General features: G+C 66.5%; 22 protein-coding genes. 6 read left to right on the top strand and 16 right to left on the bottom strand.

Annotated features, from left to right (window positions below; genetic code table 11):
- Positions 1-162: 162 nt before the first annotated feature.
- From ACZK45_RS07900 to surE, 4 genes are read right to left on the bottom strand one after another with little or no spacing between them, the layout of a single operon-like run.
- Positions 163-948: a peptidoglycan DD-metalloendopeptidase family protein gene (locus ACZK45_RS07900; RefSeq protein ID WP_253144629.1), complete on the bottom strand. Its 786-nt coding sequence runs from the start codon at positions 946-948 to the stop codon at positions 163-165.
- Complete coding sequence (locus ACZK45_RS07895) at positions 945-1,559, bottom strand: YqaA family protein (protein WP_014036746.1); 615 nt, start codon at positions 1,557-1,559, stop codon at positions 945-947. Before ACZK45_RS07895 ends, ACZK45_RS07900 begins: the two co-directional genes overlap by 4 nt.
- Before the next feature lie 18 nt (positions 1,560-1,577).
- A complete protein-coding gene (locus ACZK45_RS07890; RefSeq protein WP_010485977.1) occupies positions 1,578-2,255 on the bottom strand; it encodes a protein-L-isoaspartate(D-aspartate) O-methyltransferase in 678 nt (225 codons plus the stop codon).
- Positions 2,252-3,031: a 5'/3'-nucleotidase SurE gene (gene surE, locus ACZK45_RS07885; protein ID WP_180837497.1), complete on the bottom strand. Its 780-nt coding sequence runs from the start codon at positions 3,029-3,031 to the stop codon at positions 2,252-2,254. Before surE ends, ACZK45_RS07890 begins: the two co-directional genes overlap by 4 nt.
- A 209-nt stretch (positions 3,032-3,240) precedes the next feature.
- Here surE and ACZK45_RS07880 point away from each other — a divergent pair, with 209 nt between their 5' ends.
- Entirely contained in the window at positions 3,241-3,780 is a 540-nt protein-coding gene (locus ACZK45_RS07880) for a Smr/MutS family protein (RefSeq protein ID WP_032130120.1), read from the top strand.
- Positions 3,781-3,849: 69 nt separating this feature from the next.
- Here the strand turns inward: ACZK45_RS07880 and truD are convergent, their stop codons facing one another.
- The 10 genes from truD to ACZK45_RS07830 form a co-directional block, all read right to left on the bottom strand.
- Entirely contained in the window at positions 3,850-4,881 is a 1,032-nt protein-coding gene (truD, locus tag ACZK45_RS07875; protein ID WP_293798400.1) for a tRNA pseudouridine(13) synthase TruD, read from the bottom strand.
- A complete protein-coding gene (gene ispF, locus ACZK45_RS07870; RefSeq protein WP_253144637.1) occupies positions 4,878-5,375 on the bottom strand; it encodes a 2-C-methyl-D-erythritol 2,4-cyclodiphosphate synthase in 498 nt (165 codons plus the stop codon). Before ispF ends, truD begins: the two co-directional genes overlap by 4 nt.
- Positions 5,376-5,409: 34 nt before the next feature.
- Positions 5,410-6,108 carry a 2-C-methyl-D-erythritol 4-phosphate cytidylyltransferase gene (gene ispD, locus ACZK45_RS07865; RefSeq protein ID WP_478445649.1) on the bottom strand — a complete coding sequence of 233 codons (699 nt, stop codon included), beginning with the start codon at positions 6,106-6,108 and terminating at the stop codon, positions 5,410-5,412.
- A complete protein-coding gene (gene ftsB, locus ACZK45_RS07860; RefSeq protein WP_032130117.1) occupies positions 6,105-6,458 on the bottom strand; it encodes a cell division protein FtsB in 354 nt (117 codons plus the stop codon). Before ftsB ends, ispD begins: the two co-directional genes overlap by 4 nt.
- A gap of 4 nt (positions 6,459-6,462) precedes the next feature.
- A complete protein-coding gene (eno, locus tag ACZK45_RS07855) occupies positions 6,463-7,755 on the bottom strand; it encodes a phosphopyruvate hydratase (protein WP_032130116.1) in 1,293 nt (430 codons plus the stop codon).
- A 96-nt stretch (positions 7,756-7,851) separates the two neighbouring features.
- Positions 7,852-8,181: a hypothetical protein gene (locus ACZK45_RS07850; RefSeq protein ID WP_049400376.1), complete on the bottom strand. Its 330-nt coding sequence runs from the start codon at positions 8,179-8,181 to the stop codon at positions 7,852-7,854.
- On the bottom strand, positions 8,181-8,528 hold the full coding sequence (locus ACZK45_RS07845) for a hypothetical protein (protein WP_125895670.1): 348 nt from the start codon (positions 8,526-8,528) through the stop codon (positions 8,181-8,183). The genes ACZK45_RS07850 and ACZK45_RS07845 overlap by 1 nt, the downstream gene beginning before the upstream one ends.
- Positions 8,525-9,355 carry a 3-deoxy-8-phosphooctulonate synthase gene (gene kdsA, locus ACZK45_RS07840; RefSeq protein WP_014036736.1) on the bottom strand — a complete coding sequence of 277 codons (831 nt, stop codon included), beginning with the start codon at positions 9,353-9,355 and terminating at the stop codon, positions 8,525-8,527. The genes ACZK45_RS07845 and kdsA overlap by 4 nt, the downstream gene beginning before the upstream one ends.
- An 89-nt stretch (positions 9,356-9,444) precedes the next feature.
- Complete coding sequence (locus tag ACZK45_RS07835; protein ID WP_032130113.1) at positions 9,445-11,109, bottom strand: CTP synthase; 1,665 nt, start codon at positions 11,107-11,109, stop codon at positions 9,445-9,447.
- Between the two features lie 400 nt (positions 11,110-11,509).
- Entirely contained in the window at positions 11,510-11,743 is a 234-nt protein-coding gene (locus ACZK45_RS07830; RefSeq protein WP_005416022.1) for a hypothetical protein, read from the bottom strand.
- Between the two features lie 172 nt (positions 11,744-11,915).
- Between ACZK45_RS07830 and parE the strand changes: the two genes are divergently transcribed.
- The 3 genes from parE to ACZK45_RS07815 all read left to right on the top strand — a co-directional run bounded on the left by parE (position 11,916) and on the right by ACZK45_RS07815 (position 16,137).
- Positions 11,916-13,805, top strand: a complete 1,890-nt coding sequence (parE, locus tag ACZK45_RS07825) for a DNA topoisomerase IV subunit B (RefSeq protein WP_019338185.1) — start codon at positions 11,916-11,918, stop codon at positions 13,803-13,805.
- 147 nt (positions 13,806-13,952) lie between these two features.
- Positions 13,953-14,531, top strand: a complete 579-nt coding sequence (locus ACZK45_RS07820; protein WP_049421510.1) for a GNAT family N-acetyltransferase — start codon at positions 13,953-13,955, stop codon at positions 14,529-14,531.
- A 109-nt stretch (positions 14,532-14,640) separates the two neighbouring features.
- Positions 14,641-16,137, top strand: a complete 1,497-nt coding sequence (locus tag ACZK45_RS07815) for a S10 family peptidase (protein ID WP_478445648.1) — start codon at positions 14,641-14,643, stop codon at positions 16,135-16,137.
- Between the two features lie 454 nt (positions 16,138-16,591).
- Here ACZK45_RS07815 and ACZK45_RS07810 read toward each other — a convergent pair whose 3' ends face one another.
- Both ACZK45_RS07810 and ACZK45_RS07805 read right to left on the bottom strand, forming a co-directional pair.
- On the bottom strand, positions 16,592-17,713 hold the full coding sequence (locus ACZK45_RS07810; protein ID WP_478445647.1) for an inorganic phosphate transporter: 1,122 nt from the start codon (positions 17,711-17,713) through the stop codon (positions 16,592-16,594).
- 13 nt (positions 17,714-17,726) lie between these two features.
- A complete protein-coding gene (locus ACZK45_RS07805) occupies positions 17,727-18,353 on the bottom strand; it encodes a DUF47 domain-containing protein (RefSeq protein WP_004152833.1) in 627 nt (208 codons plus the stop codon).
- 292 nt (positions 18,354-18,645) lie between these two features.
- Here ACZK45_RS07805 and ACZK45_RS07800 point away from each other — a divergent pair, with 292 nt between their 5' ends.
- Both ACZK45_RS07800 and ACZK45_RS07795 read left to right on the top strand, forming a co-directional pair.
- Positions 18,646-19,950 carry a hemolysin family protein gene (locus ACZK45_RS07800; protein WP_049462710.1) on the top strand — a complete coding sequence of 435 codons (1,305 nt, stop codon included), beginning with the start codon at positions 18,646-18,648 and terminating at the stop codon, positions 19,948-19,950.
- Positions 19,934-20,593 (top strand): exopolysaccharide biosynthesis protein, encoded by a 660-nt coding sequence (locus tag ACZK45_RS07795; RefSeq protein WP_032128944.1) that lies wholly within the window; start codon positions 19,934-19,936, stop codon positions 20,591-20,593. Before ACZK45_RS07800 ends, ACZK45_RS07795 begins: the two co-directional genes overlap by 17 nt.
- Positions 20,594-20,633 lie beyond the last annotated feature (40 nt).

The raw sequence follows: 20,633 nt of genomic DNA, 5'->3' as shown, positions 1-20,633 counted from the left end.
CGACTGGGACCGCTCAAGAATGCCGGGTATCCCGTCCGCCGTGAAGGTGAGCCTGCGACACACAAGGTCGCAAATGACCACTCTGCAGTACCCGGGTCGAGCATGGCTCGCCTCTACAGGTCAGGAACGCCGGGCATGGCCCGGCGCTATCGCATCTGACGATCAGCGTGCCGGCAGGTACTGCTGCGGGTCGACCGGCTTGCCGTTGTAGCGAATCTCGAAGTGGACCATGTCGCGGTTCGCACCGGTACGGCCCATTTCGGCGATCTGCTCACCGGCCTTCACGCTCTGGCCTTCATTCACCAGGCGCTTGCGGTTGTGGCCATAGGCCGACAGCCACTGGTCGCTGTGCTTGATGATGATCAGCTCGCCGTAGCCGACCAGGCCGGCGCCGGAATACACCACCACGCCATTGGCGGTGGCCTTGACCGCCTGGCCGCTGGTGCCGGCGATGTCGACGCCCTGCTTGGTCGCATCACCAGCCACGTAACGGCCAACGATGGCGCCATCAGCCGGCCAGCGCCAGGCGATGTTGCTCTTCACCGGACCGACCGGCGCCGGGGCCGGCGTGGTGCTGCCGCCACTGCTGCCACCGGAACGCGGCGGGGTGACCACCGTGGTGGGCGCGCGGCCGCCGCTGGCACCGGCCGGATACAGCCGGATCACCTGCCCCGGATAGATCGTCGAGGGGTTGTCCAGGCTGTTCCAGGCAATCAGGTCGGCCGGGGTGATGTCATGGATGCGGGCCAGCGCATAGATGGTGTCGCCCTTGCGCACCACCACGGTCTGCCCCGGCTTGGGTACCGAGGTCTTCGGCGTGGTCACACCGCCACCGGTGCTGCCACCACCAGGACGAACCACGGTGGCGGTGCCGCAGGCGGACAGGGTGGAAACCAGCAACGCCAGCGCGCCGATGCGCACTCCCTTGCTCAGACGATCAGGACTCATGCGAACTTCGACCTCCATACAAGCCAGGCGATCAGCACCACCACCAGCGCGGTGGCGATCCAGCCCAGCGGTTCAATCCAGCGACGCAGCGCCGCTTCAGCACGCGCACCACCGATACGGATGACCGCAGCCAGCACGAACACGCGCTTGCCACGACCGATCAGCATGCTCAACAGGTACTGCGGCATCGGTACACCGACGATACCCGATGCCCACGTGAAGACCTTCATCGGGATGGGCATGAATCCGCCCAGCACCAGGAAGGTGAACACTGCCCACGGCGACTCGGCCATCTTCGCCTGCACGGTGGTGATGCCCTGCTCGATGGCCGGCAGCATGCCCAGCGCCTCGAACAGCGGCTTGATCGCCTCGAAGGCGTAATGACCCAGCGCGTAGCCAACCAGTGCGCCGACCATCGAGCCGGCCAGGCTCAGGGTGGCGAACCACCAACCGCGCTTGGGCTGGGCCACGCACATCGGCGCCAGCATCACCTCCGGCATCACCGGGAAGATGATCGCCTCGAAGAAGCTCAACACCGTCAGGTAGGTCGGCGCGCGTTCGTGCGCCGCCCACTTCATCGCCCGCTCGTACAGCGGCCCGAAAATCTTCATGCAACCCTGCTCCGTGGATTAGTCGAGCATGCCAGACAGCAGCGGCACGAACGTGACCGGCGCCAGCACGTGTTGTTCGATGCTGCCGTCGGCCTTGCGGTCCAGCTGTACCAGCGACTGCGCCCCGGGGCCACCGACCGGCGCCACCAGGCGGCCGCCCTCGGCCAGTTGCTCGATCAGGGCGTCGACCAGTGCCGGCGCCGCCGCAGTAACCACGATGGCATCGAACGGACCGTGCTCGGCCCAGCCGACGCGACCGTCGTCATGCTTGGTGCGGATGTTCATGCCCAGCGCACGGAAGCGCTTGCGGGCCTGCCGCAGCAGATCACCGATTCGCTCCACGGTGTAGACCTCCAGGCCCAGCGCACCGAGGATGGCGGCCTGGTAACCGGAACCGGTGCCGACTTCCAGCACCCGCTTCGGCGCGACCTGGAGGACCGCCTCGGTCATCCGCGCGACCACCCAGGGCTGCGAGATGGTCTGGCCGTGGCCGATCGGCAGCGCAGTGTCTTCGTAAGCCCGTGACGCCAGCGCCTCATCAATGAACAGATGGCGCGGCACCACCCGGATCGCATTCAAGGTCGGCTCGTCAACGATGCCGGCTTCGCGCAGGCGGTCGACCAGGCGGTCACGCACACGCTGCGAGGTCATGCCGATACCGACGGCTTCCGGTTGCAGGCGCAGGCGTGGACTCATGCCGGCCGGTCCAGCGCGGCACTGAGGCCGCCGACCCAGCTGGCCACTTTCTCCAGTGCCTGGTAGCGGGTCAGGTCGACCTGGATCGGGGTGATCGAGATATGCCCGGTGCGCACTGCATGAAAGTCGGTACCGGGGCCGGAGTCCTGCTCACGGCCGGCCGGGCCGATCCAGTACACCTCGTTGCCGCGCGGGTCTTTCTGCGCGATGCAGCCTTCGGCGCGGTGGCGGTTGCCGAGGCGGGTGACCTCGAAGCCCTCGACCTCGCTCCACGGCAGATCAGGCACGTTGACGTTGAGGATGGTGTCAGCCGGCAACGGATCGGCCTTGAGCCGGGCAACGATCTCCACGGCAGCGCGCGCGGCGGTCTCGAAGTGTTTCGGATCGTGGTTGCGGGTAACCAGCGAGACCGCCACCGCCGGCAGCCCGAGGAAGCGACCTTCCATCGCCGCCGAGACGGTGCCGGAGTAGATCACGTCATCGCCGAGGTTGGCGGCATTGTTGATGCCGGACACGACAATGTCCGGTTCGAACTCGAGCAGCCCGGTCAGCGCCAGGTGCACGCAGTCGGTCGGAGTGCCGGCCACCGAGACGGTGTAATGGTCGATGCGCTTGAGGCGGATCGGCAGGTCCAGGGTCAGCGAATTGCTGGCGCCGGAGCGATCACGGTCGGGCGCGACCACCGTGACTTCGTGTCCGGCCTCGCGCAGCACCGAAGCAAGCATCCGGATGCCTGCGGCGTCGACGCCATCGTCGTTACTGACCAGGATTCGCATCTTCGATTTAACCGCTTGATTTTCCAAGAATTCGATTCCGTCACCGTGCAGTGTGGGCGGGACCGTCGTACTCCCCTGCGGAAGCCGTCGACCCTGCAAGGGCATCGTCTATTGTGCCGCATGCGAGCCGCCGGTCCTACCCTGTCGGCGGTCATGACCGACATCGAACCGTCATAGGCAGAGCTGCGCCGGCGGTTTACCCTGTGCGCATGTCGCACCCTGAAGACGAAGATCCGGCCGCATTGTTCCGTGCGGCCATCGGCGAAGTGACGCCGCTGCGCAAGGATGCCGAGCCGGCGCCTGCCGCGCCCCGGCCGAAGCCGCGCGCGCGCATGGCCGAACGTGACGAGGCCGAAGCCGCCGGCGAATTCGCCCGACTGCTGCGCGACAGCACGCCGCTGGAAGCCGGCGACGTGGCCAGCTATCGCCGCGACAACCTGCCACCACGCTTGTTCCAGCGCCTCAAGCGTGGCCAGTACTCGGTGCAGGACGAGCTGGACCTGCACGGCGCCACTGCGTCGCAGGCGGAGGCGCTGCTGCGCCAGTTCCTGCTGGAAGCGCATGCACACGACTATGGCTGCGTGCGCATCATCCACGGCAAGGGCCTGCAGTCCGATGGCGGTGCACCGGTGCTGAAGAATCTGGTCGATCGCCTGCTGCGGCTGCGCAACGACGTACTGGCGTTCCATTCGGCGCCGACCGGACAAGGCGGCACCGGCGCGGTGCTGGTGCTGCTGGCGCGCAGATGAAAAAGGGGACGGAGGGAATTAAGTCGTTTGTGCCACAAACGACTTAATTCCCTCCGTCCCCTTTTTCTGTCAGGCCTGCGAGGCGTCTTCGACGGGGCCGAGTTCGTGCAGTACGGCGGTGGCGTAGCAGCCTGGCGGCAGCGCGAATGACAGCTCCAGCACGTCGTCGGCCAGCCACTGGTGCTGCAGCAGCGCCGGGCGCAGGCGCAATGCGCGGCGCTCCTGCTTCAGCCGTGCGTCTTCCAGGCCGGCCCGCAGTGCCTTTGACTCGTCGTCGTCCAGCGCGGCCAGCTCCAGCTCACGTGCTGCGTCGGTGCTGCGCAGCTCGCCTTCGCCCCACAGCGGTGCACTGGGATGGATGTCGAAACGCGCCAGTCGCTCGGCCAGCACGTCGGTGTACGGCTCGGGGCCGAACACGCTGCGGCTGCCATCAAGCATCCACACTTCGCCATCGAGCGGCTGATCCCAGTTGCCCTGCTCCACGCGCGCGGCCAGCACGCGGTTGAACAGCGCAGAGCGGGCTGCAGAGAGCAGCAGCGAACGCTGGTCCTTGCGCATGCGGCGGCCACCGAACATCGCCAGTGCCGCCGGCACATTGCCGCCGTCGCGGCCAAAGCGCTGTTCGCCGAACCAGTTCGGCAGGCCGCGCTCGGCAATCTGCTGCAGGCGCTCGCTGATCGCTGCAGCATCACCCTGCACCTCGCGCAGCACCAGCTTGAAGCGGTTGCCGGCCAGTGCGCCACGCTGCAGCTTGCGGTTGTGCCAGGTGGCTTCGAGCACTTCGATCTCGTCGCTGGCCAGCTCGGCCAGGTCCGGCGCGACGCGCTTGGGCAGGTGCACGCTGAAACGCTGGGTGGTGACCGCATGGCGATCCTTCATGCCGGCGTAGCTCACCGCCATTTCCGGCAGGCCTGCCCACTTGGCCAGCACCTTGGCCACATGCACAGTGTTGGCACCACGCTTGCGGATGTGCAGCAGCAGGTGTTCGCCTTCACCGGTCGCCTCGAAGGCCGGCAGTTCGTCAACCTGGAAATCATCCGGCGTGGTGCGGATGCGCGCCGTCAGCAACGGTGCACCAAACGCCAACGGCAGCGGGATCATGCCGCCACCAGCAGTACCACCGCCTGTGCGGCGATGCCTTCGCCACGGCCGGTGAAGCCCAGCTTCTCAGACGTGGTGGCCTTGACGCTGACTGCATCCAGCGGCAACTGCAGCAACCCACCGATGCGCTCACGCATCGCCAGCGAATGCGGGCCGACCTTCGGACGCTCGCAGATCACGGTGATGTCGGTGTTGCCGACGCGCCAGCCACGCTCGCGCAGCAGGCTGTCGCAATGGCGAACGAAATCACTGCTGTCGGCGCCCTTCCAGCGGTCGTCGCTCGGCGGGAAATGCTGGCCGATATCGCCCAGCGCCAGCGCGCCGAGCATCGCATCGCACAGGGCGTGCAGGATCACGTCGCCATCGCTGTGCGCGAGCACGCCGCAGCTGTGCGGCACGTTCACGCCGCCGAGCATGATGTGATCGCCTTCACCGAAGGCATGGACGTCGTAGCCCTGGCCGATGCGGACGGGCGGGAACGGTGCGGTGCTCATGGATGCAACCCTTGCAACAGGGCCGCGCGGACGGTCAGCCGGCGCGGCGGGAAAGTACGAATTCGAACCGGTCCAGATCGGCCGGGGTGGTGACCTTGAAGTTGTCCTCGCTGCCTTCCACCAGCAGCGGGCGCTGGCCCTGGCGCTCCATGGCCATGGCCTCGTCGGTGACGTCAACACCGGCGGCCGCTGCGTCGGCCAGCGCGCGGCTGAGCTGGTGGCGGCGGAACAGCTGCGGCGTCAGTGCGCGCCACAGGCGCTCGCGTGGCTCGGTGCCATCGATGCCGCCGTCGTCGCCAGCGCGCTTGAGGGTGTCGCGCACCGGCGCAGCCAGGATCGCCCCGACCGGGTCGGCACGACCGACTTCAAGCAGACGACCGAGATCGGCCAGCGACAGGTTCGGCCGTGCAGCATCGTGAACCAGCACGAATTCATCGGCACGCACGGTGTCCGGCAGCGCCTGCAACCCGGCCAGCACCGAGGCGGCACGGGTCGCGCCGCCGATGCAGGTCAGCACCGGCTTGCCCGACCACTCATTCCAGCCCGGCCAGTCGGCATCGTCCTGGCCGATCACCACCATCGCTCCGGCCACGGCGGGGTGCGCCAGCAGCGCGTCCAGCGTGTGGGCGAGCAGGATCTGCCCGCCCGCCTGCAGGTACTGCTTGGGCAGCGGTGCACCGAAGCGGGTGCCACGGCCGGCCGCAGGAACAACGACCCAGATCGCCGCGCTCATGGCACGTCTGCCGGGTGTTCGCCCGCCTGGGCAGTGACGCCGGCAGCAGGCTGCGCCGGGTGGACCGGCGCATCCTCGACCACACGGTAGAACTTCTCGCCAGGCTTGATCATGCCCAGCTCGCTGCGCGCGCGTTCCTCGATGGCGGACTGGCCTTCCTTGAGGTCCTTCACTTCGGCAGCGAGCGCGTCGTTGCGCTGCTGCAGACCCTCATTGTCCCGCTCCTGGTTGGCGACCTGGGCTTCGAGCATCATCACTTCACCCGAGTTGCCCGGACCGAACCAGAAGCGGTACTGCAGCCAGCCCAGCAGCAGGGCCAGCACCAGCAGCATCCAGCGCCAGTCGCGCATCGGCTCAGCGCTTCAGCGAAACGAACGCGTCACGACCGGCGTAACGCGCGCCGGCGCCGAGGGCTTCCTCGATGCGCAGCAGCTGGTTGTACTTGGCCACGCGATCGCTGCGGCACAGCGAGCCGGTCTTGATCTGGGTGGCGGTGGTGGCCACCGAGATATCGGCAATGGTGGTGTCTTCGGTTTCGCCCGAACGGTGCGAGACGACGGCGGCATAGCCGGCGCGGTCGGCCATCGCGATCGCTTCCAGGGTTTCGCTGAGCGTGCCGATCTGGTTGACCTTGATCAGGATCGCGTTGGCGGTGCCCGAGTCGATGCCTTCCTGGAAGATCTTCGGGTTGGTCACGAACAGGTCGTCGCCAACCAGCTGCACCTTCTTGCCGATGCGGTCGGTCAGCAGCTTCCAGCCGGCCCAGTCGTTCTCGGCCAGGCCATCTTCAATCGTGATGATCGGGTACTGCGCGGCCCAGTCGGCGAGGAAGTCGACGAACTGCTCGGAGGTCAGGCGCTTGTTCTCGCCGACCAGGTTGTACTTGCCGTTTTCGAAGAACTCGCTGGAGGCCACGTCCAGGCCCAGCAGCACGTCTTCACCGGCGGTGTAGCCAGCCTTGCCGATCGCTTCGAGGATGGTGTCGAGCGCCTCGACGTTGCTGCGGAAGTCCGGTGCGAAGCCGCCTTCGTCGCCGACCGCCGTGCTCAGGCCGTGGCCCTTCAGCACCGACTTCAGCGAATGGAAGATTTCGGTGCCCGCGCGCAGCGCTTCGGAGAACGAGGTGAAGCCGACCGGCAGCACCATGAACTCCTGGAAGTCGACGTTGTTGTCGGCGTGCGCGCCGCCGTTGATGATGTTCATCATCGGCACCGGCAGCGACGGGGTCACGCCGGTCTTGGCAGCCAGGTACTGCCACAGCGCCTGCTTGTTCGATGCAGCGGCGGCGTGCGCGGCGGCCATCGAAACACCCAGCAGCGCGTTGGCGCCCAGGCGGCCTTTGTTCTCGGTGCCGTCGAGGTCGATCAGGCGACGGTCGAGGCCGGCCTGGTCGGTGGCTTCGAAGCCCTTCAGCGCATTGGCGATGGTGGTGTTGACGTTGTCGACAGCCTTGCGCACACCCTTGCCCAGGTAACGGGTCTTGTCGCCGTCACGCAGCTCGACCGCTTCCTTGGTGCCGGTCGAGGCGCCGGAGGGAACCGCGGCACGACCGAACGAACCGTCCTCCAGGATGACTTCGGCTTCCAGCGTGGGGTTGCCACGGCTGTCGAGGATTTCACGGGCGTGGATGCTGCGGATCGTACTCATGGTCGGGCCGGTTACCTGTATGGAGAGGGGGCGACAAAACGAATGCCGCGTGATTATCCCCGGCTGCCCGCCACTTGCCAAATGGCGTGGGCGGCCTCAGCCCCAACTGGACCCGATCACGATCAGGATCATCGACACCAGCATCACCAGCAATGCACCGGCAATCGCTGCCAGGATGGGGCCACGCCGCCGTCGCCAGGCCAGCACCATCGCCACCGGACTGCCCAGGAAGGACAGCACCATCGTGACCAGCGCGCCCAGCAGCCACCACTGCGTGGCCTGCACGCCGTTGTTTCCATCCCCCGGCGGCCGGAAACCGGACGTGAAGGCCAGCACGCCCACCACCAGGGCGATCCAGGTCAACACGGACAGCCCCAGGGCGATCAGGCCCCAGGGCCAGCCACGCGCCGATGTGGTCGTATTCATCAAAGCAATCCGTAGAACAGGGCGCCCAGCCACAGCGAGAGCAGGATGATCGCCAGGCCAGCCGTGACCTTGCCGCGATTCAGCCGCCAGGCCAGCACAGCGGCAGCGACGCATCCCACCGCACCGAGCAGCTCCGCCATCAGCAGCGCAATGAAGTACGCCCGCAGATCGAGCGCACTGCTGCCATCACCGGGGGGCCGCACCGACGCAGCGCCGATCAGTACCAGCCCGAACATGCCCACGGTGAACAGCACGGCCAGACCCAGTGCGATCACGCCCCAGGGCCACTGTTTCCAGTGCCGGCGGTGACGCTGGGTTTCCAGCGCCAGCCACGGGTCACGACTCACGCGAAGCGCGAAAAGCCGTGCTTCTTGGTCACCGCATCGAGTTCCATCAGGGTCTCGAGCAGCGCTTCCATCTGGTCCAGCGGCCATGCATTGGGGCCATCGGACAGCGCCTTGGACGGGTCCGGATGGGTCTCGGCGAACAGGCCGGAGATGCCCACCGCCACGGCGGCACGGGCCAGCACCGGCACGTGCTCACGCTGGCCACCGGAACTGGTGCCCTGCCCACCCGGCAGCTGCACCGAATGGGTGGCGTCAAACACCACCGGGCAACCGGTATCGCGCATCACCGCCAGCGAACGCATGTCGCTGACCAGGTTGTTGTAGCCGAAGCTGGCACCGCGCTCGCAGACCATGATCTGCTCGTTGCCGGTGGCCTTGGCCTTTTCCACGACCGGCTTCATGTCCCACGGCGCCAGGAACTGGCCCTTCTTGATGTTGACCGGCTTGCCGGCCGAGCACACCTTGCGGATGAAGTCGGTCTGGCGGACCAGGAACGCCGGGGTCTGCAGCACGTCCACCACCGAGGCCACTTCGTCCATCGGGGTGTATTCGTGGACGTCGGTCAGCACCGGCACGCCGATCTGCTTCTTGACCTCGGCCAGGACCTTCAGGCCCTCTTCCATGCCCGGGCCGCGGAATGCGGTGCCCGAAGTGCGGTTGGCCTTGTCGAAGCTGGACTTGAAGATGAAGTTGACGCCGAGCTTGTCGGTGACTTCCTTCAACTTGCCGGCGGTATCGAGCTGCAGCTGCATCGACTCGATCACGCAGGGGCCGGCGATCAGGAACAGGGGCTGGTCCAGCCCGACCTCGAATCCACACAGTTTCATGGCGTTTCCTTGTTGTCCGCGGCACCGGCCGGGCCGGTGCGCTGGGGGTTGAAGCGTGCAAGATGGGGGCCGGCGGCCCCCATCACAAGTCAGGCGCGGGCTTCCTGCAGCAGCTTGCCGCCGGCCTTGCGCTCGCGTGCGGCACGGATGAAACCGATGAACAGCGGGTGGCCGTCACGCGGCGTGGACAGGAATTCCGGGTGCGCCTGGCAGGCCAGGAACCACGGGTGCGCATCGCGCGGCAGCTCCACCACTTCCACCAGGGTGTCGTCCATCGACTTGCCAGCGATCACCAGGCCCGCATCTTCCAGCTGGGTGCGGTAGCGGTTGTTGAACTCGTAGCGGTGGCGGTGGCGCTCGGCAACCACGTCCTTGCCGTACAGCTCACGGGCCAGCGTGCCCGGCTTCAGGCGCTGTTCCTGCAGGCCCAGGCGCATGGTGCCACCGAGGTCGCTCTTGTCATCACGCTTTTCGACGTCACCGGTTGCCGTGCGCCATTCGGTGATCAGGCCGATCACCGGGTTCGGCGACTGGCGGTCGTTCTCGGTGCTGTTGGCACCTTCCAGGCCGACCACGTTGCGGGCGTAATCGACGACGGCCGCCTGCATGCCGTAGCAGATGCCGAAGTACGGCACGTGCTGCTCGCGGGCGAACTTCGAGGTCAGCACCTTGCCTTCGAAACCACGGTCACCGAAGCCGCCCGGCACCAGGATGCCGTCGACATCGGCCAGTGCGGCCATGTCGGTGCCTTCCAGGTCCTGTGCTTCCAGCCACTTCAGGTTGACCTTGGTGCGCTGGCGCAGGCCGCCGTGCTTGAGCGCTTCGCCGACCGACTTGTAGGCATCCTGGTGATCGACGTACTTGCCGACCACGGCGATGGTCACTTCGTCCAGCGGATGCAGGGTCGCATCGACCGCGTCTTCCCACATCGACAGATCGACCGGACCGACCTTGTCGGCCAGCTTCAGCTGGTTGACCACGATCTCGTCCAGGCCCTGCGCATGCAGGCCCGACGGAATGCGGTACAGGACGTCCACGTCCGGCACGCTGATCACCGCGCGCTCGGAAACGTTGGTGAACTGGGCGATCTTGCGGCGCTCCGAATCCGGCACGGCCTGTTCCGAACGGCACAGCAGCACGTCCGGCTGGATGCCGATCGAGCGCAGTTCCTTCACCGAGTGCTGGGTCGGCTTGGTCTTCAGCTCACCGGCGGCGCCGATGTACGGCACCAGGGTGAGGTGCATGAACAGTGCCTTCTCCGGGCCACGCTCAGTGCGCACCTGGCGGATCGCCTCCAGGAACGGCAGCGACTCGATGTCGCCGACAGTACCGCCGATCTCCACCAGCGCCACGTCGTAGCCTTCGGTGGCCTCGTCGATGCAGCGGCGGATTTCATCGGTGATGTGCGGAATGACCTGCACGGTCGCGCCCAGGTAATCGCCGCGGCGTTCCTTGCGGATCACGTTCTCGTAGATACGACCGGTGGTGACCGAGTTCTTGCGGCTCAGGCGGGTGCGCACGAAGCGCTCGTAGTGGCCCAGGTCGAGGTCGGTCTCGGCGCCGTCGTCGGTGACGTAGACCTCACCGTGCTGGAACGGGCTCATGGTGCCCGGGTCGACGTTGATGTACGGGTCGAGCTTCATCATCGTGACCTTCAGGCCACGGGCTTCGAGAATGGCGGCCAGCGACGCGGCGGCAATGCCTTTGCCGAGCGAGGACACCACGCCGCCGGTTACGAAAATCAAGGGAGTCATGGCTGCAAGCATCCTGTCTGGAAATGGAAAACGGCAGCACCACGCGCACCCGGAGGGCGGGCATGGTGCTCAGAGGGGGTTTTCCGGTTCGCTGGGACAGCGAGGGAGGTGCTGATCCGTGCGGCGGCAGGCGCCGGACGGGGACCACCGTGCGAGGTCGGGGTGGCCGTGCCGGTCAAATCGACCGTCACCTGCGACCCGCCATGCTGGAAGCCACGCTTGGCCGCTCCAGCCCATTCGCAAATGGTGGACACGCACTTACTCCCGGAAAGCCATAGTTTACAGATTGATGGCCGCCAACCCAAGAGGCAGATGGCACGCCACTAAAAAGAAACGCCCCGCAAAGCGGGGCGTTCCGGAGCGCAACCCTTGTCGCAAGGGCGCCTGGCAGGGGGCGGGATCAGCGCTTCTTGCGCGCTTCCTCTTCCTCTTCCTGCTGCGGGGCCGGCTGGCCCTGCGCCTTCATTTCGGCATTGGCCTGGGCCCGACGCTTGGCCTTGGCATCGGCCTCGGCCTGCGCCTTGTCGGCCTGGTCGCCCTGCTGCGGGGCCGGCTGGCCGGCGTTCTGCGCCACCACCAGCGGCACTGCAACGGCGGCAGCGGCCAGGATCGCAATGGTCAGCAACTTCTTCATGAGGTCCTCCTCGCGGTATGGCTTGGATGTTTCGACCCAACGGGGGTCGCCGGTGTTCAGATTCCAGCAGCTGCCATTTTACCCCCTCTGCGTCGCCGAGACTGAACCGCAGGCGTGCAAAATCCCGTGCCAGACCCCACACTTGCCCGTCGCTCCAAGCTTTCGAAGACAGATGAACGCCCGTTATAACGCCGCCGATATTGAAGTCCTGTCCGGCCTTGACCCGGTCAAGCGCCGTCCCGGCATGTATACCGACACCGCGCGCCCGAACCACCTGGCGCAGGAAGTGATCGACAACTCGGTGGACGAGGCCCTTGCCGGCCACGCCCGCTCGATCGAGATCACCCTGTACAAGGACGGCAGCGTGGAGGTCAGCGATGACGGCCGCGGCATGCCGGTGGACATCCATCCGGAAGAGAAGATCCCGGGCGTCGAGCTGATCCTCACCCGCCTGCATGCCGGCGGCAAGTTCAGCAACAACAACTACACCTTCTCCGGCGGCCTGCACGGCGTCGGCGTCAGCGTGGTCAATGCGCTGTCGACCCTGGTGGAAGTGCACATCAAGCGCGAAGGCGCCGAACACCGCATCACCTTCCGCAACGGCGACCGCGCCACCCCGCTGGAAGTGGTCGGCAGCGTCGGCAAGAAGAACACCGGTACCCGCGTGCGCTTCTGGCCGGACCCGAAGTACTTCGACACGCCCAAGTTCGCGGTGCGCGCGCTCAAGCACCTGCTGCGCGCCAAGGCCGTGCTGTGCCCGGGCCTGACCGTGAAGCTGACCGACGAGGCCACCGGTGAAGTTGATACCTGGTACTACGAAGACGGCCTGCGCGATTACCTGAAGCTGGAGCTGGGCGATCGCGAGATGCTGCCGGCCGAGCTGTTCGTCGGCAACCTGAAGAAAGACACCGAGATCGTGGACTGGGCCGTGGCCTGGCTGCCGGAAGGCGAGCTGGTGCAGGAAAGCTACGTCAACCTGATCCCCACTGCCCAGCACGGCACCCACGTCAACGGCCTGCGCACCGGCCTGACCGAGGCGCTGCGCGAGTTCTGCGACTTCCGCAACCTGCTGCCGCGTGGCGTCAAGCTGGCCCCGGAAGACGTGTGGGACCGCGTGTCGTTCGTGCTGTCACTGAAGATGACCGACCCGCAGTTCAGCGGCCAGACCAAGGAACGCCTGTCCTCGCGCCAGGCCGCCGGCTTCATCGAAGGCGCCGCCCACGATGCGTTCAGCCTGCTGCTGAACCAGAACGTGGAGCTGGGCGAGAAGATCGCGCAGATCGCCATCGAGCGCGCCAGCGCGCGCCTGAAGACCGAAAAGCTGGTCGTCCGCAAGAAAGTCACCCAGGGCCCGGCCCTGCCCGGCAAGCTGGCCGACTGCATCAGCCAGGACCTGTCGCGCACCGAGCTGTTCCTGGTGGAGGGTGACTCGGCAGGCGGCAGTGCCAAGCAGGCGCGTGACAAGGACTTCCAGGCGATCCTGCCGCTGCGCGGCAAGATCCTCAACACCTGGGAAGTGTCCTCCAACAGCGTGCTGGCGTCGGAAGAAGTGCACAACCTGGCCGTGGCCATCGGCTGCGACCCCGGCAAGGACGACATTGCTGGCCTGCGCTACGGCAAGGTCATCATCCTGGCCGACGCGGACTCGGACGGCCTGCACATCGCCACCCTGCTCACCGCGCTGTTCCTCAAGCACTTCCCGGCGCTGGTCGATGCCGGCCACGTGTTCGTGGCGATGCCGCCGCTGTTCCGCATCGATGTGGGCAAGCAGGTGTTCTATGCCCTGGACGAAGAAGAGAAGCGCTCGATGCTGGACAAGATCGAACGCGAGAAGATCAAGGGCGCGATCAACGTCACCCGCTTCAAGGGCCTGGGCGAGATGAATCCGCCACAGCTGCGTGAATCGACCATCCACCCCGACACCCGTCGCCTGGTGCAGCTGACCGTGGACGACGGCGAGCAGACCCGTTCGCTGATGGACATGCTGCTGGCCAAGAAGCGCGCCTCCGACCGCAAGGGCTGGCTGGAGAGCAAGGGCGATCTGGCTTCGCTGGAAGTCTGACCCGACGCGGGGCCGGATCCGTTTCCTGCAGGGAAACGGCTCTGGCCCCATCGCCCGGTAATGCCGGTTCATGTGCCCTTGGCATTACGCCCCCATCGGCAAACCCGGCGGCGCCATAATGCGCGTCCATCTGTGTGGACCATCGTATTGGCCAGCCACTCGCTGCTGTTCCCGGGCCTGCCGCTGCACAGCGCGCGCCTGGTCCTGAGCCCGATCCGCCGCGACGATGCGGCCGCCCTGTTCGCGATCCAGTCCGATCCGGACGTGATGCGGTTCTGGAACCACCCGGCGTGGACACGACCGGCCGAAGCGCGCGCGCAGATCGACGATGACCTGGCGGCACAGGCCACCGGCACCCAGCTCAAGCTGGCCGTGCGCGAAACGCTGGATGGCCCGTTGCTGGGCATCTGCGTGGTGTTCGCCCTGGATCGCGATGCCGCTCGTGCCGAGATCGGCTACCTTCTGGCCCCCGACAGGCAAGGCCAGGGCTACATGCACGAAGCGCTGCAGCATCTGCTGGACTACCTGTTCCAGACTCTGCGCCTGCATCGCGTGGAAGCCGAAGTCGACCCGCGCAACCGGCCCTCGGCACACGTGCTTGAACGGCTGGGCTTCCACCTGGAGGGCGTGCTGCGGCAGCGCTGGCGCATCCAGGGCGAACTGTCCGATTCGGCGGTATACGGCCTGCTGGCTGACGACGACGTGCGCACACCCCTGCCCGCTTGACCCAATCTGGCCAGTGGCGGCCTCGACGCGCGGCCATGCCTTTGGACACATACGGCCTGCCCTCCACCGGCCTAGCATCGGAACCCCCTTCCGCTGCCGATCCGGTGCCATGAAGTCCCTGCTGCACACTGCCGCGCTCTGCGTCGGCCTGCTCATCGCCCCAGCCAGCGTGCTGGCCGCGCCCGACGCCGAGGCCAAGCCCGATCCGAAAGACGACAAGACCGAAGCGCCCGCGCTGCCCGCCGATGCGTCAGCCCGCCAGAGCATGCGCCTGGCCGGCCGCACCCTGGACTACACCGCCACCGTCGGCACCCTGCCGGTGCGCGATGCCAAGGGCAAGGTGATCGCCGATGTGGTGTTCACCGCCTATACGATGCCGGGCAAGGACCGGCCGGTGACCTTCGCGCTCAATGGCGGCCCGGGTGCATCGTCGGTCTACCTCAACATGGGCGCGATCGGGCCCAAGGTGGTCACCTTTGGTTCGGAGGGTGACAGCGCATCGGCGCCGGCCACTCTGCACGACAACCCCGGCACCTGGCTGGACTTCACCGACCTGGTGTTCATCGACCCGGTCGGCACTGGCTTCAGCCGTGCACGCATCGGCGATGACGAAGCGAAGAAGCAGCTGTACAACCCCAGCGCCGACATCGAATACCTGTCGCGCTCGATCTACGACTGGCTGCTGCGCAACCAGCGCATGGGTGCACGCAAGTACCTGACCGGCGAGAGCTACGGCGGCTACCGCGGCCCGCGCATCACCCACTTCCTGCAGACCCGCCTGGGCGTGGCGATGAACGGCCTGGTGCTGGTGTCGCCGTACCTGAGCCCGACCCTGGAAGACAACGCCGATGTCTCGCCGATGGCGTGGATGCAGACGCTGCCGTCGATCGCTGCAGCGCATCTGGAGCGCCAGGGCAAACTGACCGATGCGGCGATGCGCGACGTGGTGGAATACACCCGCGGCGACTACGCCACTGCGCTGATGAAGGGCCGCAGCGATCCGCAGGCGACCGAGGCGATGCTGCGCCGGGTGACCGAGCTGACCGGGCTGGACCCGCAGTTCGTGCGCCGCGCCGGTGGCCGACTGGAGACGCAGGCCTATCTGCGTGAGGTGTTCCGCGACAAGGGCACGCTGGGCAGCCGCTACGACTCCAACGTGACCGCGTTCGATCCGTTCCCGAATGATCCGGAACAGCGCGCCAACGATCCGCTGCTGGACAGCATCATCGCGCCGACCACCACGGCGATGGTCGACTTCGTGACGCGGGTGGTTGGCTGGAAGGTGGATGCACGCTACCAGGCGCTGAACTACGACGTGAACCGGCTGTGGGACCGCAACGGCGAGCTGCGCCAGGGCGCGGTGACCCAGCTGCGGCAGGCGGTGGCGATCGATCCGCATCTGCAGGTGCTGATCGTGCATGGCTGGAATGATCTGTCGTGCCCGTTCATGGGGTCGATCCTGACGGTGGACCAGATGCCGGCGATGGGCAGCAATCCGGACCGGGTGCAGGTGCGCAGTTATCCGGGCGGGCACATGTTCTACAGCCGGGTGGACAGCCAGGCGGCGTTCCGCAGGGATGTGCAGGCGTTGTTCCAGCGTAACTGAGGGTGGTGGTGGTGGCCGGGCCTGCGGCCCGGCACCCGCTGGGGATCAACTGCCACTGCAACAGCAAGAGCTGGCATTCCGTGGGTTGGCGGGGTGGGATGGGCAGGCGGGGGACGGCAAAAACTGCTCCTGCGTGCCTCGTAGAGCGCCTTGCTCTTGTGCGCTGTCCTGCGCACACGGCAAGACCGGGGTTGGGCGTCCTGCCCAACCCGCCCGGCGCATGCCCCGGGCCCATAGCGCTCTGCGCCCCCGCCTGCCCATCCCACCCCGCCGCTGACAGGTTCCTGCGGCTGTTGGTGGGTGCCGACCGTTGGTCGGCACGGGGGCGGATCCCTGTTTCTGCTCTGGTAGGTGTCGACCTTGGTCGACACGATGTGTCCGGAAGAATTCTCTGCCCATGAAAAAGCCCGCCGAATACCGGCGGGCTTTTTCGTTTGCAACCTTGGCGTGGCGATCAGGTCCAGCCGAACAGTTCGAACAGCTTCAGGATCAGGTACGCGCAGCCTCCGGCAGCCGGGATGGTCAGAATCCAGGCCCAGACGATGCGTTCGATGACGCCGAACTTCAGCGAGCGCGGGTTCTTGGCGAAGCCGACGCCCATGATCGCGGTGGAGATGCTGTGCGTGGTCGAGACCGGCATGCCGAAGTGGGCGGCCAGGGTCAGGATGGTGGCCGAGCTGGTCTCCGCGGCGAAGCCGTGGATCGGGTGCAGCTTGACCATCTTGTGACCCAGGGTCTTGATGATCTTCCAGCCGCCCGAGGCAGTACCGGCCGCCATCACCACCGCACAGGTCAGCACGATCCACATCGCGATGCCGTCACCGGCGCTGGCGTCCGGGTGCATGAAGGCCAGCCACGACGGCAGGTTGTCCAGCGCGCCGGTGGCTTCAGCGCCGATCAGGGTCATGGCGATGATGCCCATGGTCTTCTGCGCGTCGTTGTGGCCGTGGGCGAAGCCCATGTAGGCCGCCGAGGCGATCTGCGCCTTGCCGAAGAAGGCGTTGACGATGCGCGGGCGGGCCAGACGACCGATGGCACCACCGATCTTGGCCAGGCCGGCAATCAGGCCCCACAGCAGCACCATCACCACGATGCCGAGCAGGAAGCCGGCGATCGGCGAGGTGATCATCGGCACGAACACCTTCCACAGCAGGCCCTTGTTCTGCGCCCAGCTGCCCAGGCGCTCGGACCAGATCAGGGCATCCCAGTTGTTGTGGGCAGCGGCCAGGCCGGCGCCGCAGAGGCCACCGATCAGGGCGTGCGAGGACGAGGAAGGCAGCCCCTTCCACCAGGTGATCAGGTTCCAGATGATGCCGCCCAGCAGGGCGCACAGGATCACCTGCGGGGTGACGTCGACCACGTTGGTGTTGAGCAGGCCCGAAGCGATGGTCAGCGCCACCGCGGTACCGGTCAGTGCACCGATGAGGTTCATGAAGGCGGCCAGCATCACCGCCCAGCCGGGCGAGAGCACCTTGGTCGCCACCACGGTGGCAATGGAGTTGGCGGTGTCGTGGAAGCCGTTGATGAACTCGAAGACGAGCGCGGCCAGGATCACCACCAGGACAAGGGTCAACATGCGGCGGCGTCCGTCAGCTGTTCTTCAACACGATCTGGTACGCCACCACGCCGGCCTCGCGGCAGCGGTCGATGGCCTTTTCCAGGATCTCGAAGAATTCCTTCAGCAGGAACATCTGCAGGTTGTCCAGGCGGCCCGAGTAGATGTCGCGGTACAGCTCGAGCATCAGGCGGTCGGCCTCGTTCTCCAGCGAACGCAGCTTCTCGTTGAGAGCGGTCATCCGGTCCAGGTTCATGTGGCGCAGGTCGGCCACCATCTCCACCACCACGCCGGCAGCCTGTTCCAGCATCGCCGCGCGCGGCGCGAAGTCGATGTGCTCCAGGTGGGTCGTGGCCAGCGAATAGCGATCGGCGAACTTCTCGATCTGCTTCGGAATCTTGTACAGCGCCGAGCCCAGCGCTTCGATGTCTTCGCGCTCGATCGGGGTCATGAAGCTGTCCACCAGCGCCTGGCTGATCTTGTCCGAGGCCGCGCGTTCGCGCAGGCGGGCCAGCTTGAACGCGTCCAGCGCGGGCTGGCGGTCGGCCTCGCGCAGCATGGAATGCAGCGCCTTGGCGGCGTCGGAAGCCGCGACGGCAGCCTCATCGAGCAGGGTGTAGAACTGTTTGCCGGAACCGAAAATGGTCTGCAGAGAGAACATTGAGAAACCTGTCAGCCGTCGCGGGAAGGACGGCACCAGACGGAATTATGACGGCTAGATGACCATCACGGGTATCCCTGCCCCCTTCCGGGGCTCTGGAAGCCCCAACCTGAACAGGCGGTTGCCACCCTGCCACGCCCCTTTGCTAAGATGCCAGCGCGCCTTCGGGCGCACCTTATGGACGACGACCCTTACCCCCCTGCGCCGCGCCGGACCCTGTTCCTGAGCGCCAGCCGCCATCGCAAGCACCCGCCCTCCCTGCCACCAACCGGGGACGACGCCCGTGTTTGAAATGATCCTGATTGTCTTCGCGCTTGTTCTGCTGAACGGCTTCTTCGCCATGTCCGAGATGTCGGTCATGACCTCGCGCAAGAGCCGCCTGAAGCAGATGGCCGCCACCTCCAAGCGTGCCGCCAAGGCGCTGGAGCTGTCGGAGAAGCCGGAGAGCTTCCTGTCCACTGTGCAGATCGGCATCACCGTGATCGGCGTGCTGACCGGCTACCTCGGCGGTGAAGCACTGGGTGAAGCCTTCGCCGGCTGGATCCAGGGCCTGATGCCGGGCTTTGCCTACGCCGGCAACGTCGGTACCACGCTGGCGGTCAGCCTGATCACCTTCATCACGCTGATCTTCGGCGAACTGGTGCCCAAGCGCCTGGCACTGACCCGCTCGGAGGCCATTGCCGGCCTGGTGGCGATGCCGATGAGCTGGCTGGCCAAGCTGGCCCTGCCCTTCGTCTGGCTGCTGTCCAAGACCACCCAGCTGGTGCTGCGCCTGTTCGGCCTGGGCAAGGATGAAGTCGCCTCGGTGACTGAAGAAGAGATCCGCATGCTGGTGGCCGAGAGCCACGAGGCCGGTGTGATCGACGCCCACGAGCGCGACATGATGAACCGCGTCATGCGCCTAGGCGACCGCACCGCCGACAGCCTGATGACCCCGCGCAACCGTATCGCCTGGCTGGATACCCAGGCTGGGCTGGAGCGCAACCTGGAAATCATGGCCGAGCACGAGTTCTCGCGCTACCCGGTGCTGCGCGACAACGACATGGACGTGGTCGGCGTGCTTGAACTGAAATCGCTGGCCACACGCATGGCGCGCGGCGACAACGCGCTGTTCCAGACCCTGCGCGAACCGCTGTACGTGTCTGAATCCACCCACGCGATGAAGCTGCTGGAGATCTTCCGCGAGGAACAGCAGTCGATGGCGCTGGTGGTGGACGAGTACGGCGAGATCCAGGGCCTGGTGACCATCAGCGACCTGATGGGCGCCGTGGTCGGCCGCCTGCAGGCAGTGGAAAATGCCGACGAAGATGCGCTGGTGGTGACCCGCGAGGACGGCTCGCTGCTGGTGGACGGCTCGCTGCCGATCGAGGACCTGCGCGAGCTGATCGGCAGCAACGACCTGCCCGATGCCGAGGATGGCGACTACTACACGCTGGCCGGCATGTGCATCCACTACTTCGGCCGCATCCCGCACGCGGGCGAGTACTTCGACTGGGCCGGCTGGCGCTTCGAGGTGGTCGACCTGGACGGTGCGCGGGTGGACAAGCTGCTGCTGCGCACGCTGTCCGACGAGCAGGCCGATGAGCTCACCGCCTGAGGCCGGCCAGGGTCCGGGCGTTGAGCGCCCGGCCTACCGTAACGAGGGCATCCGCACCCTGCTGGAGATGTTCGCCTCCGGCGACCCGGCCGAGCACATGCCGCTCGGCCAGATCCTGTGCAACCTGCAGCAGAGCGCGTTCGGCGTGTTCCTGTTCGTGGCGATCCTGCCGTCGTTCATCCCGATCCCGGGCATGGGCGGCGCGGTCAGCGGCCCGCTGGTGATCCTGATCGGCCTGCAGATGTTGTTCTGCCTGCGCCGGCCGTGGCTGCCCGGCTTCATCGCCCGCCGCGGGCCCAAGCGCGGCACCATGCACCGCTTCCTGGACCGCATCGACCGCCCGCTGCGGCGGTTGGACAAGATGCTGAAACCGCGCCTGCCGCAGCTGCTGACACCGCTGCCGGCGCATGCCTTCAGCGGCCTGCTGCTGGTGTTGCTGGGCCTGCTGCTGTCGTTACCGATTCCCTTCACCAACTTCCTGTTCGGCTTCCAGCTGCTGCTGTTCTCGCTGGCACTGCTGGAACGCGATGGCGCGCTGATGCTGTTCAACTGGATCGCGGCGCTGGCGGCGATCGCGTTCTTCGGTTTCAGTTCGGGGCAGCTGGTGGGCTACACGGTGGAACTGTTCCAGCGCTGGTTCTGAGCCGGAATCCGGTAGAGCCGGCCGCTGGCCGGCTGCCACG

The sequence above is a fragment of the Stenotrophomonas sp. 63632_Sma genome, assembly GCF_056482875.1.
The sequence above is the reverse complement of the archived record's forward strand: the minus strand, read 5'-3'. Positions and strand labels throughout refer to the sequence as shown.